Source organism: Mesorhizobium sp. M1338, from assembly GCF_040318045.1.
Classification (GTDB): domain Bacteria; phylum Pseudomonadota; class Alphaproteobacteria; order Rhizobiales; family Rhizobiaceae; genus Mesorhizobium.
Genome location: NZ_JAMYLL010000004.1, coordinates 257,759 through 274,127, shown reverse-complemented (window position 1 = coordinate 274,127; position 16,369 = coordinate 257,759). Strand labels below are relative to the sequence as shown.

General features: G+C 63.3%; 16 protein-coding genes. 1 reads left to right on the top strand and 15 read right to left on the bottom strand.

Features of this window, described 5'->3' with window-relative positions:
* Positions 1-6 precede the first annotated feature (6 nt).
* The 11 genes from NKH19_RS06785 to NKH19_RS06735 form a co-directional block, all read right to left on the bottom strand.
* On the bottom strand, positions 7-681 hold the full coding sequence (locus NKH19_RS06785) for a response regulator transcription factor (RefSeq protein WP_352871978.1): 675 nt from the start codon (positions 679-681) through the stop codon (positions 7-9).
* Between the two features lie 310 nt (positions 682-991).
* Positions 992-2,542, bottom strand: coding sequence for a Do family serine endopeptidase (locus tag NKH19_RS06780; RefSeq protein WP_352871979.1), 1,551 nt, complete (start codon positions 2,540-2,542; stop codon positions 992-994).
* 131 nt (positions 2,543-2,673) lie between these two features.
* Positions 2,674-3,141 (bottom strand): cytochrome c-type biogenesis protein, encoded by a 468-nt coding sequence (locus NKH19_RS06775; protein ID WP_352871980.1) that lies wholly within the window; start codon positions 3,139-3,141, stop codon positions 2,674-2,676.
* Complete coding sequence (locus NKH19_RS06770) at positions 3,138-5,129, bottom strand: heme lyase CcmF/NrfE family subunit (protein ID WP_352871981.1); 1,992 nt, start codon at positions 5,127-5,129, stop codon at positions 3,138-3,140. Before NKH19_RS06770 ends, NKH19_RS06775 begins: the two co-directional genes overlap by 4 nt.
* 31 nt (positions 5,130-5,160) lie before the next feature.
* The gene (gene ccmE / locus NKH19_RS06765) at positions 5,161-5,604 is read right to left on the bottom strand and encodes a cytochrome c maturation protein CcmE (protein WP_352871982.1); all 444 of its coding nucleotides are present in this window, start codon (positions 5,602-5,604) and stop codon (positions 5,161-5,163) included.
* An 8-nt stretch (positions 5,605-5,612) separates the two neighbouring features.
* Positions 5,613-6,752, bottom strand: a complete 1,140-nt coding sequence (gene ccmI, locus NKH19_RS06760) for a c-type cytochrome biogenesis protein CcmI (protein ID WP_352982059.1) — start codon at positions 6,750-6,752, stop codon at positions 5,613-5,615.
* Between the two features lie 126 nt (positions 6,753-6,878).
* Positions 6,879-7,316: an RT0821/Lpp0805 family surface protein gene (locus NKH19_RS06755; protein ID WP_352871984.1), complete on the bottom strand. Its 438-nt coding sequence runs from the start codon at positions 7,314-7,316 to the stop codon at positions 6,879-6,881.
* Positions 7,317-7,504: 188 nt separating this feature from the next.
* The gene (locus NKH19_RS06750) at positions 7,505-8,938 is read right to left on the bottom strand and encodes an ATP-binding protein (RefSeq protein WP_352970599.1); all 1,434 of its coding nucleotides are present in this window, start codon (positions 8,936-8,938) and stop codon (positions 7,505-7,507) included.
* Positions 8,922-9,587, bottom strand: a complete 666-nt coding sequence (locus NKH19_RS06745) for a response regulator transcription factor (protein WP_023812809.1) — start codon at positions 9,585-9,587, stop codon at positions 8,922-8,924. The genes NKH19_RS06750 and NKH19_RS06745 overlap by 17 nt, the downstream gene beginning before the upstream one ends.
* Before the next feature lie 91 nt (positions 9,588-9,678).
* Complete coding sequence (locus NKH19_RS06740; RefSeq protein ID WP_126068492.1) at positions 9,679-9,978, bottom strand: hypothetical protein; 300 nt, start codon at positions 9,976-9,978, stop codon at positions 9,679-9,681.
* A 173-nt stretch (positions 9,979-10,151) separates the two neighbouring features.
* A complete protein-coding gene (locus NKH19_RS06735) occupies positions 10,152-10,559 on the bottom strand; it encodes a DUF3168 domain-containing protein (RefSeq protein ID WP_352871987.1) in 408 nt (135 codons plus the stop codon).
* Between the two features lie 602 nt (positions 10,560-11,161).
* Here NKH19_RS06735 and NKH19_RS06730 point away from each other — a divergent pair.
* Positions 11,162-12,229, top strand: a complete 1,068-nt coding sequence (locus tag NKH19_RS06730; RefSeq protein ID WP_352871988.1) for a glycosyltransferase family 2 protein — start codon at positions 11,162-11,164, stop codon at positions 12,227-12,229.
* Positions 12,230-12,319: 90 nt separating this feature from the next.
* Here the strand turns inward: NKH19_RS06730 and NKH19_RS06725 are convergent, their stop codons facing one another.
* From NKH19_RS06725 to NKH19_RS06710, 4 genes are all read right to left on the bottom strand, one after another.
* The gene (locus tag NKH19_RS06725; RefSeq protein WP_352871989.1) at positions 12,320-13,126 is read right to left on the bottom strand and encodes an ABC transporter permease; all 807 of its coding nucleotides are present in this window, start codon (positions 13,124-13,126) and stop codon (positions 12,320-12,322) included.
* The gene (locus NKH19_RS06720; protein ID WP_352626809.1) at positions 13,126-13,959 is read right to left on the bottom strand and encodes an ABC transporter permease; all 834 of its coding nucleotides are present in this window, start codon (positions 13,957-13,959) and stop codon (positions 13,126-13,128) included. The genes NKH19_RS06725 and NKH19_RS06720 overlap by 1 nt, the downstream gene beginning before the upstream one ends.
* A gap of 25 nt (positions 13,960-13,984) precedes the next feature.
* The gene (locus tag NKH19_RS06715) at positions 13,985-15,100 is read right to left on the bottom strand and encodes an ABC transporter substrate-binding protein (protein ID WP_352871992.1); all 1,116 of its coding nucleotides are present in this window, start codon (positions 15,098-15,100) and stop codon (positions 13,985-13,987) included.
* 68 nt (positions 15,101-15,168) lie between these two features.
* A complete protein-coding gene (locus tag NKH19_RS06710) occupies positions 15,169-16,263 on the bottom strand; it encodes an ABC transporter ATP-binding protein (RefSeq protein WP_352871994.1) in 1,095 nt (364 codons plus the stop codon).
* Positions 16,264-16,369 lie beyond the last annotated feature (106 nt).

Genomic DNA, 16,369 nt, shown 5'->3' with positions numbered 1-16,369 from the left:
CTGCCGCTAACTGCTCTTCAGCATATAGCCGGCGCCGCGAACCGTATGCAGGATGGGCTTGTCGAAGCCCTTCTCGATCTTGCCGCGCAGCCGCGAGACATGGACGTCGATGACATTGGTCTGCGGATCGAAATGATAGTCCCAGACATTTTCGAGCAGCATCGTGCGCGTCACCACCTGGCCGGCATGGCGCATCAGATATTCCAGCAGGCGGAATTCACGTGGCTGCAGCGTGATCTCGCGCGCCGCGCGACGGACCGAATGCGACAGCCTGTCGAGTTCGAGATCGCCGACGCGGTAGACGGTTTCGGCTTCCTTGGCGCTGGCGCGGCGGTTCAGCACCTCGACGCGGGCCAGAAGCTCGGAAAAGGCATAGGGCTTGGTCAGGTAATCGTCGCCGCCGGCGCGCAGGCCGGTGACCCGGTCATCGACCTCGCCCAGCGCCGACAGGATCAGCACCGGGGTCGTGTTGCCCCTGGATCTCAGACCGGCAATGACCGACAGGCCATCACGGCGCGGCATCATCCTGTCGATGACCATCACGTCGTAGTCGCCGGCATCGGCGAGCGCGAAGCCGGTTTCGCCATCACCGGCGACATGCGCGGTGTGACCGGCCTCGGTAAAGGCTTTCTGCAAGTAATCCGCGGCCTCGCGATCGTCCTCTATGATGAGAATCTTCATGGGACGGTTATACGCGATTTCGCCGGAAGGTTGAGTGGCAGACATCTGCATTGTGGCCTTTGCCATCGCGATCAAGATCATCCGAAGCCGTGTGCGATAAAGTCCTTGTCCCCGATGTGGTTGCGCCAAGACCGCCGAAACGCTTTCAGACGACAAGCAGGCTTTCAGACGATAGTGCGGCAGCGGGCGATGGGAGGCCCGCTGCCGCCGGGGGAGAGCACGATGACTGACTAACGCGCGCTCCTCCATGCTTTCCCGTGCGGCGGCTCGGGGGTGTTTGAAACGGCCGCACCGGAAAAGTCGAACAGCGTCAGCCCTTGGCGACGGGCAGTGCGACGAAACGATTGGTATCGTCGCGGGTAATCTGCATCAGCACCGCCTTGCGGCCGGATTTGACTGCGTCGGTCATCGCCTTGGTGACATCGTCTGTGCCGTTCACCTCGGTCGAATTGACTGATGTGATGACGTCGCCTGGCTGGATGCCGCGATCTGCGGCATCGCTGTCGGGGTCGACGTCGGTCACCACCAGCCCCTTGCCACTTTCGGACTTGGTGACGGTCAGTCCGAGATCGGCCAGAGTGTCGGGCTTGGCCGGAGCGGGCGGCTGCGGCTGGTCGGCAGATGCCTGCTTGTCACTGGTGGGTAGAGTGCCGAGATCGACCTGGACCGTCTGGCTCTTGCCGTCGCGCCACACGGTGACGTCGACAGATTTGCCGGGCGAAAAGGCGCCTATCAGGCGTGCCAGTTCCTTCGGCGAAGCAACGTCCTTGCCGTCGACCTGGGTTATCACGTCACCGGCGGTGATGCCGGCCTTCTTGCCGGGGCCATTGTCCTGGGCGCTGGAAACCAGCGCGCCGTTGTTGGACTTCAGACCGAGCGATTCGGCGATGTCGGACGTGACCGGCTGGATTTCGACGCCGAGCCAGCCGCGCTGCACCGAACCACTCTTCATCAGGTCCTGAACGACCTGCTTGGCGGTCGAAGCGGGAATGTCGAAGGCGATGCCAACGCTGCCGCCGGACGGCGAGAAGATCGCGGTGTTGATGCCGACGACCTGACCGTTGAGGTTGAAGGTCGGGCCACCCGAATTGCCGCGGTTGACCGACGCATCGATCTGGATGAAGTCGTCATAGGGGCCGGCGCCAATGTCGCGGCCGCGGGCCGAGACGATGCCGGCGGTGACGGTGCCGCCGAGGCCGAACGGATTGCCGACGGCCACCACCCAGTCGCCAACACGAACCTTGGAATCGTCGGCGAAGTCGACGTAGGTGAACTTGCCGACACCCTCGACCTTGAGCACGGCGAGATCGGTGCGTGGGTCGGTGCCGATCAGCTTGGCGTCGAGTTCCTTGCCGTCATTCATCACCACGGTGAAGGCCGAGCCTTCCGAAACGACGTGGTTGTTGGTGACGAGATAGCCGTCATCGGAGATGAAGAAGCCGGATCCCTGCGCAACCGGCCGCGGCTGGCCGTTATTGTGGTCACGGTGGCTGAAGCGCCTGTTACCGTCCTGACCGTTCTGGTCGCCAAAGCCGCGGAATTCCTTGAAGAAGCGGCGCAGCTGCGGGTTATCGGGCATGTTGTTCATTCCGTCCGGATCGTCGGACTGGTCGGAGCCATCATCGGCCGCCGGGCTGATCTTGGCCTTGACCTTGACGCTGACAACGGCGGGAGAAACGCGCTCGACGACATCGGCGAAGCCCGGCACCTGCGGCGCCTCGACGCGCACGGCGTCGGCCAGAACAGGGCTGGTTCCACTGGTCAGCGCGCCGACGCCGATCGCACCGGCCACGGCGATGGACGCGACGGCAGCCAGCAGATGCTTGCGGGTGAGGGAATATGAATTGGGGGCAATATTCATGGTTCTCGTATCCTCTTTCAAATGGATGCTGCTCGATCGGCATCCTCGGGAAGAGAGAATTAGAGAAGCGCACATTACGGCGCCATTTCCGACACATGAAACTTTGGTAATGTTTGGCAGTGACGGCGGCGTCAATCGCGGCGCAATATGGCATCCAACGATGCCTGCTCTTCGGCGGACAGGGATCTTGTCGCCAGCGTGCGGCGCGACCGCGCGGTCAGCACGATGAAAACGCCTCCCACCAGCAACAGCAGGACAGGCGTGCCCCACAGCAACGCATTGCGCAGATCGAAACGCGGCTTCAGCAGCACGAACTCGCCATAGCGGGAGACGACGTAATCCATCACCTGCTGGTCGGTATCGCCGGCGACGAGGCGCTGGCGCACGAGGATGCGCAGGTCACGGGCAAGGTCGGCGTCGGATTCGTCGATCGACTGGTTCTGGCAGACCATGCAGCGCAGGCCTTCCGACAGCGCCCGCGCCCGCGCCTCGAGCGCCGGATCGGGCAGCATCTCGTCAGGCTTCACCGCCAGGGCCGTGCCGGCGAAAAACAGCGCCAGCAGCAGGACAAGCGAGGTCAGCGAAAATCTTGCGCTCATGGCAGGCCCAAGGACGTCACAGCGCTCGCCTGTCTTTTCCGCCGCGACGGCGCGCCGACGCGCAGGCGCCGGTCCATCAGCGACATCGCCGCGCCCGCCATCATCACCAGGCCGCCGCCCCAGATCAACGTCACCAGCGGTTTCCACCACAGACGCACCACGACGGAACCGTCATTGCCCTCGTCGCCGAGCGAGATGTAGAGCTGGGAGAGGCCGATCGTCTTGATGCCGGATTCCGTCGTCGTCATCTGCCGCACAGGATAAAACCGCTTGGCGGAGCTGATTTCGGCAACAGGACCGCCGCCGACGCCGATCAGTTCGAAGCGGCCGCGATCCTCGCTGTAGTTCGGCCCCTGGGCCGGATAAAGCCCGACGAAACGCACCGTATGGCCGGAGAGTTCGACGGTCTCGCCGGCATGCATCGACAGGATCTTCTCGGTGCCGAAGCAAAGCGTGCCGACGATGCCGAGCGTGGTCAGGCCAAGGCCAAGATGAGCGAAGGCGGTGCCGAAGACCGAGCGCGGTAAGCCGAGCAGGCGCCTGACCACGATCCCCGGCGCGACATTGCCAAAGCCGGATTTGACGGCAAGGTCGGTGAGCGCCCCGAGGATCAGCCAGACGGCGAGGCCGATGCCCAGGGCCGCAAACACCGACGCGCCGTCGATGAACAAAGCGGTGACCAGCGTTGCCAGGAGGGCCGCGGCGAAAGCCACCATCAAGCGCTGGGCGACGGCGAAGACATCGCCGCGCTTCCAGGCCAGCAGCGGCCCGAACGGAACCACCAGCAGCAGCGGCACCATCAAGGGTCCGAACGTGAGGTTGAAGAACGGCGCGCCGACCGAAATCTTGTCGGCGGAAAAGGCCTCGACGGCCAACGGATAGAGCGTGCCGACGAGCACGGTCGCGGTGGCCGTGGTCAGGAACAGATTGTTGAGGACGAGCGCGCCTTCGCGAGAAATCGGATGAAACAGGCCGCCGGCCGTCAGACGCGAGGCGCGCAACGCAAACAGCGCCAGGGAGCCGCCGATGAACAGTGTCAGGATGCACAGGATGAAGACGCCGCGTGTCGGATCGGTGGCGAAGGCGTGCACCGAAGTCAAGACGCCCGAGCGCACCAGGAAGGTGCCGAGCAGCGACAGCGAAAAGGTCAGGATGGCGAGCAGCAGCGTCCAGATCTTCAGCGCCGACCGCTTTTCCATGACGATCGCCGAATGGAGCAGCGCAGTGCCGGACAGCCACGGCATGAAGGAGGCGTTCTCGACCGGATCCCAGAACCAGAAACCGCCCCAACCGAGTTCGTAGTAGGCCCAGTACGATCCCATGGCGATGCCGCCGGTCAGGAACATCCAGGCGACCAGCGTCCACGGCCGCACCCAGCGCGCCCAGGACGCATCGATGCGTCCTTCGATGAGGGCGGCGACCGAAAAGGAAAAGCAGATCGAGAAACCGACATAGCCGAGATAGAGGAAGGGCGGGTGGATGGCGAGGCCGAGATCCTGCAGGATCGGGTTGAGATCGCGGCCCTCGATCGGCGCCGGATTGAGCCGGATGAACGGATTGGATGTCACCAGGATGAACAGGAAGAAGGCGGCGCCGATGGCGCCCTGCACGGCAAGCACGTTGGCGCGCAGCGTCGCCGGCAGATTTGACCCGAAAGCGGCGACAAGGGCGCCGAAGAAGGTCAGGATCAGCACCCAGAGCAGCATCGAGCCTTCGTGATTGCCCCAGGTTCCGGTGATCTTGTAGATCAATGGCTGCAGCGAATGCGAGTTTTCCCACACGCTCGCCACCGAGAAATCGGAGCTTGCATAGGCGGTCGCCAACGCCACGAAGGACAGTGCCGTCAGGGCAAAGCCGGTCACCGCGACTGGCGCACCGACCGCCATCAGGCGCTGGTTGTTCAGGCGTGCGCCAAGCAGCGGCACGAGCGCCTGCACCAGTGACAGCGCAAACGCCAGGACCAAGGCGAAATGTCCGGTTTCAACCATGGCTGCAATTCACTTTGCTCTCCTGCCAGAGCTATTCGCTCTTGCTCTCCTGCCAGACGCCCTTGGCCTTCAGGCCGTCGGCCACCTCCTTGGGCATATAGCGCTCATCATGCTTGGCCAGCACGCTGTCGGCAACGAAGACGCCGTCCGGGCCGAAGGTGCCTTCGGTGATGACGCCTTGCTCTTCGCGGAAAAGGTCGGGCAGGATGCCGGTATAGGTGACCTTGACCGATTTGTGCGTGTCGGTGACCAAAAAGCCGACCGTCGCCCCCTGCCCGCGCTGGATCGTGCCCTTTTCGACCAGCCCGCCCAGCCTGATGCGCTGGCCAGGCTGGACATTGGCGGTTGTGAGATCGGCCGGCATGTAGAAATAGGAGGCCTTCTGGCCAAGCGCGTAGAAGGTCAGCCCGGTGGCGACACCGAGGAAAACCAACCCGCCCGCTATCACCGACAATCGTTTCTGTTTGCGCGTCATGTCTTACTCTACTCCGTCGCCGTCAGACCAAGCGTGGCGGCAAAGGCGGTGATTTTTTTCGCTTCGTCACTGTCGGCCCCAAAGACGGCAATGGCGCGACCGAGCGCCTGACGTGCCAGATCGGCCTTGCCCAGCACGACATAGGAACGAACGAGCCGCATCCAACCTTCCGGATCGCGCGGATTTTGCCGCAGTTTGTCGTCGAGGCGCGCGACCATCGTGCTGATCATGGCTTGCCTATCAGCGGGAGACATCGAGGATGCAGCGTCGATATCGCCGGCATCGGGACCGTTGGTGGCGCCGCCGGAAGCGACTGCGGAACTGCCGGACCTAGCCAGCGCTTGCTCGACCGCACTGCGCCATGGCGACTCCGGCGGCAGCTTGTCCAACATTGCCTGCCAGGCCGTGGCCGCCTCCTTGGTGCGGCCCTCCTGCGCCAGCGCTATGGCCAGGTAGAAGCTCGCCTTCGCATTGGCCGGGTCGAGTTTCAAGGCCGCCTCGAAGGCATTCTGTGCATCGGCCGAGACAATGCCGCCTGCCGCACCGGCGATCGCCTCGCCAAGACCGGCCTGGCGAACGGCGCTGTCGCCATCGAGGCGTATAGCGTTGCGATAGGCCGCCGCCGCATCGGAAAAGCGTTGCATGCGCAGATAGACTGGCGCGAGCACATCCCAGCCCCTGCCATCGGAAGGATTGGCGGCAAGATGGGCTTCGGCCCGCGCCACCAATTCGTCGACCGAACTGTCGGCCGGGTTCTTGGCCAACCGCTCGCTGAGCGGTTGCGACGGCAAATCGGGTGAGCCGAGCTGACTGTAAAGGCCCCAGCTGACCAGCGGCACTACCAGCACGGCCGCGGTTGCCACCAGCCTTGCCGCGACCGAGGCTCGGCCGACGGACGCCTGGCCCGTCGTTGCCGCATTGTCGAGGCGAAGGATGCGGCGAGCGATCTCGGCGCGCGCTTCGGCAGCTTCCGCCGGCTGGATCAAGCCACGCGCAGCGTCGCGGTCAAGCTCGGACAACTGGTCGCGATAGACTTCGAGATCGTGATCGCCGCTCGACGACGCGCCCTTCGAGCTGGCGGCCAGCGGCAGCAGCACCGCCAGGCTTGCACCCAGCGTGAGAATTGCGGCTATGACCCAGAACAGCATGGTTCTTCCAATAGTGGCAGAGTTCTGCCGTGCCAACACAGGCTTCCTGCGACGCTTTGACGGCAGGCGCGCCACATGTCCTTGATCGACATCAACCGACCGGATACCAACCGGACCCGTCTTTGATTAGGTCAGCGGTGTCCAGCTGCCGTCGGTGTTGCGGCAAGCGGTTCCACGCGCCGTCACTCCGGCCCCGCCGGTGAACACCGTCTGCGTGTACTGGCGGCAATCCTGCGAACCGACGCGATAGGGCTGTGCCGGAACCACCTCGCCATAGTGCGAAGCCTGGGCGCCCTTCCACGTTACCTTCTGGCCACTGGTCGTGTACTCGAGCGCCTTGTATTCAGCCTCGAGCGCACTGCGCTTCTCGGTCTCGCTGAGGCCGGCGCCGATCGACCCGCCGATGAGGCCGCCGCCCATCGCCGAAATGATCGTCGTGGTCACCTTGCCGCTGGAAGGAGGCGTCGAGGCCGGTGTCACTGCTACGGTCGGCCCCTTGCCGCTCAAGGTGGTGCAGCCGGAAACGGCCAGCAATGCGGAAACAAGCGCGACGCGAATCTTCATGCCAACAACCGGTTTTCTTGAGTTGGAGCCTGTTATGAATGAGCCGGGGGCCGCGTCATCGGAGAAGCTGACGTGGCCATAGTATTGATATTTGTCGGAAATTTGGCCGCTGCCGGCCAATCCGGGACCAATCGACATGCCGCCATAACATGCCCCATCCATCGATGTCGAATGGCCGTGGCTGAACATCACTGAAGGCTCCGCAATCGCACCACCGCCTTCAATCCGCCCATGCCGGACCGTTCGAGCGCCAGGACGCCTCCATACTCGTTGACGAGGTCGGCGACAATGGCCAGCCCCAGACCTGTTCCGGGCTTTGTCTCGTCCAGACGCCGTCCGCGCTTCAGCGCCTCGCGCGCCTTGTCCTCGGGAATGCCCGGGCCGTCATCCTCGATGCTGATCTCAAACAGGCCGGTCGGATCGTCCTTGCCGGTCAAAGGCACGACCGAGACCAACACCGCGCTTTTTGCCCATTTCATCGCGTTTTCGAGAAGATTACCAAGCAATTCCTCAAGGTCCTCGCGTTCACCGGCGAAGACGATTTCGGTCGCCGGCAATGACAGCGACAGGTTCGTCCGCGGATTGAGCTTCTGTAGAACCCGGACCATGCGCTGCACCAGCGGCGTCACCGGCGTGCGGTAGACGACGCTGTCGCGTTGTGCCGCGACGCGGGCGCGCTGCAGATAGTGCTCGACCTGCTTCTGCATGGAAGCGGCCTGTTCGGTGATCAGCTGTCCCTTGGCGCCGCCAAGCGCCCTGCCCTCGTTGAGCAGCACCGCGAGCGGCGTCTTCAGCGAATGGGCGAGATTGCCGACCTGGGTTCGCGATCGCTCGACGATGCGCCTGTTGTTTTCAATCAACGCATTGGTTTCGTTCGCAAGCGGTTCGATCTCGGCCGGAAACCGGCCGTCGAGCCTCTGCGCTGTGCCCTCGCGCACCATGGCAAGCGCGTTCCTGACCCGGCGCAGCGGCTGCAGGCCGAGCAGAATGGCGATCGCGTTGATGGCGATCATGCCGACGCCGAACAGGCTGAGATAAGTCAGCAGGCGGCGCTGGAAGGTGGCGATTTCCTGTTCGAGCTCGCTCTGGTTGCCCATGACGCGGAAGCGCGCGGCGCGGTTCTTGGAATCGAGAACGAATTCGCTCTCGAATACTTCGAGCTGCTCGCCGTCGATGCCTTCGGCCGCATAGCTGCGCTGGAAGCTGGCGTTGAACGGCACATCGGCAACGCTCGGCGACGGGATTGTCGTGGTCATCGAAGACGAGTGGAGATCGCCATGTACGCCTTCCGAGGCGGGCTCCACCGACCAGTACCAGCCCGAATTCGGCTCCGAGAACCGGAGATCGCCGAGGTCGGGAGCGCCGGTGAGCGCACCGTTGTCGGAAATACCGATGGAGCCGATCAAATTGAACAGGTGCGCCGAAAGCAGGCTGTCGAAGCCGCGCTCGCTGGCCTGGCGGTAGAGGGTAGTGATCAGGGTGAAGATGACGACGAGCGTCACGATCGCCCAGACCGTGGAAAAGGCGATGACGCGGAACGTCAGCGAACGCGGCCACAAACGCAGCGAAAGCGGCGTCCTTGCGATTGATTTGAGCGGTTCCGAGTTACGCCTCCGGCTCACGCATGCGGTAGCCCATGCCGCGCACGGTTTCGATCATGTCGATGCCCATCTTCTTGCGCAGCCGCCCGACAAACACCTCGATAGTGTTGGAATCGCGGTCGAAATCCTGGTCATAGAGATGCTCGACCAGTTCGGTGCGCGAGACGACCTCGCCCATATGGTGCATCAGATAGGCAAGCAGGCGGAATTCGTGCGATGTCAGTTTCAGCGGCACGCCGTCGACATCGGCCTTTGACGCCTTGGTGTCGAGGCGCAGCGGTCCGCAGGTCAGTTCGGACGAGGCATGGCCGGCGGCGCGCCGGATCAGGGCCCGGAGCCTCGCCAGTACCTCCTCGATGTGGAACGGCTTGGTGACATAGTCGTCGGCGCCGGCATCGATGCCGGAGACCTTGTCGCTCCAGCGGTCGCGCGCCGTCAGGATCAGCACCGGCATCTTGCGGCCGCCGCGCCGCCAACGCTCGACCACGCTGATACCGTCCATCTGCGGCAGTCCGATGTCGAGCACGACGGCGTCGTAGGGCTCGGTGTCGCCGAGGAAATGGCCTTCCTCGCCGTCGAAGGCGCGGTCGACGACGTAGCCGGCATCGACCAGCGCATCCGATATCTGCCGGTTGAGATCCTTGTCATCCTCGACGACGAGTACGCGCATGCGGAGTTCGATACCTGTTGAAGAGCTAGGGTCAGGTATAGGCCGATTCCGGCGGCCTGGGAAACGGAGGTCTGTAAAATGGAAGAGTGGGTCAGTTCAGCGGAACGACGATTTCGGAACGGCGCGGACGTTGTCCGTCCTTGCCAGGAACGAGCACGACAATGACACAGACAGGCTGGCCGCCACGTGTCGATTGCGAGGCCTTGGCCAGCGTTCCGCCATTCTGTTCGGCCACCTGCTGACCGATCGCGTAGCAATCGGACGCCGCCAGCAGGATCGGGCTGGCCTGGTCGGGCGCGATGACCGGCATCGCCATCGCCTGCGACGCAAACAGCCCGGCAGCACAGAGCGCCAGTGTCGCGGTTCGGAAGTGGGAGCGAAGCGTTTTCATGGTCGACGTTGTAACGCATCGGTGCTGAACGTGAAATGAACAGTGAACGGCGCCGAAAACATCCTCGCCACACCCCTGCAACGCGAGACAGTCAACCTGGGATTTCACCGCGTCAACCGTGAAATCCCGCGAGAGTCCAGTCTAGACTCCGTTTCGACCATATTGAAAGCGTATCAGGCGTTTTCCTGCGTTATCGCGCGAAAACGCAGCAGCCCGTGATGCACGAGCAGATCCTCGTCGTGGCGAACCTCGCTGAATTCGAGCGACAGTCGTGTCTGGCCGTGGGCGCCAATCTCCAGCGCCGCATTGGCGAGCCGCGCTTTGATAGCGTCCATGATGGCAAGTGTTTCGGCTTCCCCCTGGGCTTTCGACCAGACATGCAGAGTGACCAGCTGATCGTTATTGTTCTCCGCGCCCGTATCCCAGTCAAAGGCAGAGGTCTGGCCACAAGTCACGTAGGGAAAAGCGGCATTGTCGGTTGCCCGTTCGAGCAATCCCGCGCCGCCCAGCAAGGTCGACAGGGCTGCATCGCTTTTGAGCCTCAGAAACAGTGCCTGCTGCAAATCGCCAGGCGCGGTCATCGTCCTCTTCCTCTAGCCTTTGCGCTGCCGACCATTGCCTTTCGGAAGCCTGCCTGCGTTCTGCATATTGTGTCAGATATAACCATTCGACGCGCGGAGGCGATGGCGATTCGTCATAGAACTGATGAATGCTGATACGACTTCGCCAACAACGTCGTCACGGGGCGCCGAGCAGCCTTGCGATCTAGGCAGGATTGGCCGCGTCTCGGTGAGGTTTGTTTTGTCTGACACCATCTGGCCACGCCTCTGGACATCAGTTTTCGGATAGCGGCTTGTTCCAGCCGCATTTAAAGGCCAGTATCTAACGTGCCTTCAAGGCGTCCGCTGCGGTCCCACTGTGACCAAACGCGACACCATTTCCGTCGGGCTTGGTCGATAACCAAGAGCGTCGGAGCTTTTGGGCTGGCCGGCGTACCCCAGTCAGCCACCGCGATCCTCGAAGGCGATGGCGGCTTTTCATCAAGTCGTGAAAGAGTGACGTGGTCCGTCACCCGACGAAAAGGCGAGGCTTTTCCTCGGCAAATTCGCGGAGCGAGCTTGAAGAGGAGGCAGCCCACGAGCGGGGTCTGCCAAAACCAAAGCAAGATGCGAGGTCGAATGCGATGCAGTCCACCCCCCACAAAATCCCAGTTTCCATCATTATTCCGAACTACAATTACGCGCGTTTCCTTGAACGTAGCATCGACAGCGCGCTGGAGCAGGACCACGACGATGTCGAAGTCATCGTCGTCGACGATGCATCGCAGGACAATTCCACGACGATCATGAAATCCTATGGCGACAGGATCCTCGCTTGTCCGCGACGAAAGAATGGCGGGCACGCGGCCGCCTTCAACACCGGCTTTGCCGCGAGCTCGGGCCGAATCGTCCTCTTCCTCGACGCCGACGATTATCTTTATCCGGAAGCCGTCTCCAGGATCGTCGACACCTGGGACGAGGCAACCGCCCAGGTGCAATCCAGATTGCACATCGTCGATGACCGGCAACGCATCAAGGACGTCTTTCCGCCGCCGGAACTGCCCTTCGACAGCGGCGATGTCATGCCGAAACTTCTGCGCAAGGGGCGCTACCAGACGACCGTAACCAGCGGGCTGGCCTTTGACCGGACGACCCTGGAATCGATCATGCCGATTCCGGAATCGGATTTTCGCCAGGGCGCCGACGGCTATCTTGCGACGCTGGCGCCGCTGTATGGTCACGTTCAGTCCATCGATGAATGTGTCGGCGCTTACCGAATCCACGGCGCCAACCATTCGGTTTTCGGTGAAAAGCTCGCCGAACGGGCACGCTGGCGGGTAGAGCACGATTTCCACCGCATGGAGGCGCTGTCGGACCAGGCATCGCAGGCCGGCCTGACCGTCGTGCCGGCAGAAATTGTTCGCCATGATCCGGTCCATCTGGAAGAACGGCTGGCATCGCTCTGCGCGGACAGGCACCGGCACCCCGTGGCCGACGATTCCCGCCTGGCGCTAGCGGCCGCGGGCGCTGTCGCCAGCCTCGAAATGACGGCGTCCCTGCGCCGCCGTGCCGTGCTTGCCGCCTGGTTCCTGTCGGTCGGCATGCTGCCGCGGCAAATGGCCATGGCGGTGCTGTCGTGGAAGCTCGACGCATCGTCCCGACCAACATTCCTTGCCCGCCTGTCCAGGACAATCCGCCGCGCGATGGGGTAGCCCGAAGCCCTTGTGGGCGAGATGTCCGGCGGGATGGGAGGAAAGCTTTGCCCGAAGGTCTTAAGCGGGCCTGCGCCACGCTTTGCCTTCTCACTGCCCCGCGTTCATCCGGTTCACGAAACTGCGCACCGCCAGCACCAGCACCGTGATGATGATCAGGATCACCGAGAGTGCGGCGATCGCCGGGTCGATGTTGTCGCGCAGGCCCATCCACATCAGCCTGGGCAGCGTGATGGCGTTGACCGAGGTGATGAACAGCGTGACGCCGATCTCCTCCCAGGACAGCACGAAGGACAGAAGTGCCGCGGTGACGATGCCGAACTTGATGTTGGGCATGATGATGCGGGTGGCCCGCTCCCACACCGAGGCGCCGAGGCCGCGCGCGGCAAGGTCGATGCGCCGGTCGAGCTGGCTGAGCGAGACCAGCATCAGAACGGTGGCGAACGGCACGGTCATCACCGAGTGGGCCATGGCGACACCCAGCCAGGTGTCATAGCCGAAGAACGAGCTGAAGCCCGAGATCGAGGTGAGCAGGAAGTAGAGCGTGATCGCCGAAACCACGGGCGGCACCACCATCGGCAGCAGCACGAAGCCGACGAGTGCCGCGGTGAAGCGCGGCTGGAACATCCACACGCCGAGGCTGAAGCACAGCGCCAGCACGGTGGAAAAGGCACTGCTGACGATGCCGATGCGGATGCTGAGCAGGATCGATTGGAGCCAGCGCGGATCCTCGACCAGCGACCGGTAGTGGCGCAGCGACAGTTCGCCCGACGGCATCGCCAGCATGCGGCTCGGCGTCAGCGACACCGGGATGACGGCGAGCAGCGGCATCAACAGGAACAGCGCGACGAAGGCGGCGATGATCAGCGAGACGGGACCGGGCCGATAGGTCGGCATCAGATCAGCTGCTTCGGTCTGACATAACGGAACAGCAGCGCCATCAGCGCGCCGACGAACAGCACCAGCACCACGCTGATCGCCGCCCCCAGGCCCCAATCCGGGCTCTGGAAGATGCGCAGATAGATCAGCTCGGCGATCATGACGCTGCGGCCGCCACCAAGGATCGCCGGCGTGACGAAGAAGCCGAGCGAAAACACAAAGACGATCATCGCCGCGCCGATGATGCCGGAGCGCGTCATCGGCACGAACACCGTCCAGAAGGTGCGCATGCGGCTGGAGCCGAGGCCGCGCGCGGCCAGCAGCACGCGGTCGTCGAGGCTGCGCATGGCCGATGCCAGCGGGAAGACGGCGAAAGGAATGAGGAAATGCGTCATGCCGACGATGACGCCGAATTCGTTGCGCACCAGCGCCAGCGGTTCGGAAATGAAGCCGATCGCCTGCAGCCACGTGTTGATCAGGCCGCGATTGGACAGCAGCGCCACCCAGCCGAAGGCACGGGTCAGGACGGAAATCCAGAAGGGTACTAGAATGCAGAACTCGGCGATCAGGCGCTGTGCCGGGGTTCCGCGCACCCAGACGACGGTGATGGCGTAGGCAGCGGCCACCGAAACCACGGTGACGATCGCCGCGATGCGCAGCGTGCGGATGAACACCGACTGCACCAGATCGTCGGTGAGCAGTGCGTTATACTGGCCGAGCCCGGGCGTCGGCAGCGTAAAGCTCCATTTGACGACGCCGAGGAACGGCCAGGCATAGGCGAGGACAAGAAACAGGAGCAGCGGCGCCATCAACAGCGCCGCGCCCATCCTGTCGGAGAGATAGGATCTCATTTCGACCCGATCATCCCGGCCCTGGTCAGGCCGAGATGATCTTGGTGTATTCGTCGAGCGCTGCCCCGTAATTCTTGGCGTACCAGTCCATGTCGAGCGCGATCTGCTTTTTCATGTTCTCGGGATCGACCGGGTTGATGCGCTTCTTGTCGGCGGGGATCAGCGCGTCGGTAGCTGGATTTGCAGGGCCCTGGCCGAGCTTGTCGAACATGACCAACTGCTTTTGCGGGTCTTGGGTGCTGGCGATGAACTTCATGGCCGCGTCCTTGCCGCCAGGATTGCCCTTGAGCACGGCGAGCGCGCCGGGCGAGATCAGGCCCTGGTCCCAGATGAACTTGATCTTGCCGCCCGAGTCCTGCTCGATCAGTGAAGCGCGCGTCGACCAGACGATCGCCATCGAGGCCTCGCCATTGAGCAGCACGCTCTGGCTTTCGGCACCGCCGCCCCAATAGGCAACGACGTTTTCCTTGAAGGCGGCGATCTTGTCATGCGCGCGCTTGAGATCGAGCGGATAGAGCGACGTCGGCGCGATGCCGTCGGCCAGCAGGGCGGCTTCCCAGCTCGACACGCCCCATTTGTAGAGCGAGCGCTTGCCGGGGAATTTCTTCACGTCGAAGAAATCGGCCATGCCGGTCGGCGCGTCCTTGCCGTACTTCTCGGAGTCGTAGGCGATGACATAGGAGAAGAAATAGGTCGAGGCGGCGTATTCCCAGCCAAAGCCTTCGCGCATCTTCTTCTTGTCGACGATCGCATAGTCGATCGGCTCGAGGGCGCCCTGAGCGCCGAGCGTGATGGCGGAGAACGGGTCGACGTCGACGAGGTCCCAGGTCGGCGCGCCGCTCTTGAACTGCGCAGCGATGGCGCCTTCGGTCGGCCCCGAGCCATCCATCTTGACGGTGATGCCGGTTTCCTTGGTGAAGGGCTGGCCGTAGGCGGCGTCGTAAGCCGTGATGGCGTCACCGCCCCAGTTGACCAGCACCAGTTCCTTGGCCGCGGCAAAGGCACCGGTCGAGCGCAGCATCATCGGCGTGCCGGCCAGCACGAATGCTGCCAGCTGCGTGAATTGGCGGCGCGAGATTTCGCCGCGACCTGCCCTGGCGGACAGGCTCTCGATGGCTTGTTTCTTGGTATCGTGTGTCATGTCAGTTCCCCTTTTTTGTCGTTGATGGTACCGCAAAGTGGTGGGCAGGTGTCTCGCCACACCGTTCGTCATTGTCCTCCATGCGGAAGGAGGAAACCCTTTTCAGCCGGCCAGGTGAGCCAGACGGCGTTGCCCTTGCTGAGCGCGGCCGCCGCTATCTCGTTGGGCACGGAGACCGTGACCTTGGCGCCTTGCCGCGTCGTCAGGTCAAGCCGCGTTGCCGCGCCGAGATAGGTGGAGTTGGTCGCTGTCGCGGCGATGCCGTTCTCACCGGCCGCCGCCTCCCCTGATATCGACATGTACTCGGGCCGGATCGCCAGGATCGCATCGCCGCGCACCGCCTCGGCCTTGCAACGCACGGAGACCGCACGGTCTTCGCAGAGGCCGGTCAAGCCATTGTCGGCTGGGCGGACCCCCTTCAGCGGCAGCATGTTGATCTCGCCGAGGAACTCGGCGACGAAGCGATTGTCCGGCCGGTCGTAGACCTCGTCGGGCGCTCCGACCTGCAGCAGTTTGCCATGGTTGAAGATGGCGACGCGCGACGACAGCGCCAGTGCCTCGCTCTGGTCGTGGGTGACGAAGACGAAGGTGGTGCCGGTCTCCTGGTGCAGCCGCTTCATCTCGGCCTGCATCTGGCCGCGCAGACCCTTGTCGAGTGCCGAGAACGGCTCATCGAGCAACAGCACGCCAGGCTCGAACACCAGCGCGCGCGCCAGCGCCACGCGCTGCTGCTGACCGCCTGACAGCTGCGCCGGCAGCTTCTTCTCGTGGCCCTTGAGGCCGACGCGTTCGATCATCTCGCCGACCCGGCGCTTGATCTCGGCCGCCGATTTCTTGCGCACCTTGAGTGGGAAGGCGATGTTGGCATCGACGCTCATGTGCGGGAACAGCGCGTAGCCCTGGAACACCATGCCGGCGGCGCGTTGTTCGGCCGGCCGGTCGGTGATGTCGACGCCGTCGCTGAACAGCCGGCCCTCGCTCGGCTGCACGAAGCCGGCAAGGATCATCAGGAATGTGGTCTTGCCCGAACCGGACGGTCCGAGCAGGGTCAGGAACTCGCCGCGGCCGATATCGAGCGACAGATTGTCCAATGCACGGAACGAGCCGAAGCTCTTGCCGATCCCAATTGCCTTGATCTCTGCGGCCCGGCCGGGTTGCTGCATCCTGCCTGTTTCCTCGGTTCAGGAGAAATCGTAGGGCAGCGCGCGGCCTCACCGCAACCGAATAGTTTTCGCCTGATCGGCAAATTTGATTCATCTATCCAATCGA

What these genes read in the sequence shown, in the direction of transcription:
- NKH19_RS06785 (WP_352871978.1), bottom strand. Translation starts at nt 681, where the DNA reads ATGAAGATTCTCATCATAGAGGACGATCGCGAGGCCGCGGATTACTTG.
- NKH19_RS06780 (WP_352871979.1), bottom strand. Translation starts at nt 2,542, where the DNA reads ATGAATATTGCCCCCAATTCATATTCCCTCACCCGCAAGCATCTGCTG.
- NKH19_RS06775 (WP_352871980.1), bottom strand. Translation starts at nt 3,141, where the DNA reads ATGAGCGCAAGATTTTCGCTGACCTCGCTTGTCCTGCTGCTGGCGCTG.
- NKH19_RS06770 (WP_352871981.1), bottom strand. Translation starts at nt 5,129, where the DNA reads ATGGTTGAAACCGGACATTTCGCCTTGGTCCTGGCGTTTGCGCTGTCA.
- ccmE (WP_352871982.1), bottom strand. Translation starts at nt 5,604, where the DNA reads ATGACGCGCAAACAGAAACGATTGTCGGTGATAGCGGGCGGGTTGGTT.
- ccmI (WP_352982059.1), bottom strand. Translation starts at nt 6,752, where the DNA reads ATGCTGTTCTGGGTCATAGCCGCAATTCTCACGCTGGGTGCAAGCCTG.
- NKH19_RS06755 (WP_352871984.1), bottom strand. Translation starts at nt 7,316, where the DNA reads ATGAAGATTCGCGTCGCGCTTGTTTCCGCATTGCTGGCCGTTTCCGGC.
- NKH19_RS06745 (WP_023812809.1), bottom strand. Translation starts at nt 9,587, where the DNA reads ATGCGCGTACTCGTCGTCGAGGATGACAAGGATCTCAACCGGCAGATA.
- NKH19_RS06740 (WP_126068492.1), bottom strand. Translation starts at nt 9,978, where the DNA reads ATGAAAACGCTTCGCTCCCACTTCCGAACCGCGACACTGGCGCTCTGT.
- NKH19_RS06735 (WP_352871987.1), bottom strand. Translation starts at nt 10,559, where the DNA reads ATGACCGCGCCTGGCGATTTGCAGCAGGCACTGTTTCTGAGGCTCAAA.
- NKH19_RS06730 (WP_352871988.1), top strand. Translation starts at nt 11,162, where the DNA reads ATGCAGTCCACCCCCCACAAAATCCCAGTTTCCATCATTATTCCGAAC.
- NKH19_RS06725 (WP_352871989.1), bottom strand. Translation starts at nt 13,126, where the DNA reads ATGCCGACCTATCGGCCCGGTCCCGTCTCGCTGATCATCGCCGCCTTC.
- NKH19_RS06720 (WP_352626809.1), bottom strand. Translation starts at nt 13,959, where the DNA reads ATGAGATCCTATCTCTCCGACAGGATGGGCGCGGCGCTGTTGATGGCG.
- NKH19_RS06715 (WP_352871992.1), bottom strand. Translation starts at nt 15,100, where the DNA reads ATGACACACGATACCAAGAAACAAGCCATCGAGAGCCTGTCCGCCAGG.
- NKH19_RS06710 (WP_352871994.1), bottom strand. Translation starts at nt 16,263, where the DNA reads ATGCAGCAACCCGGCCGGGCCGCAGAGATCAAGGCAATTGGGATCGGC.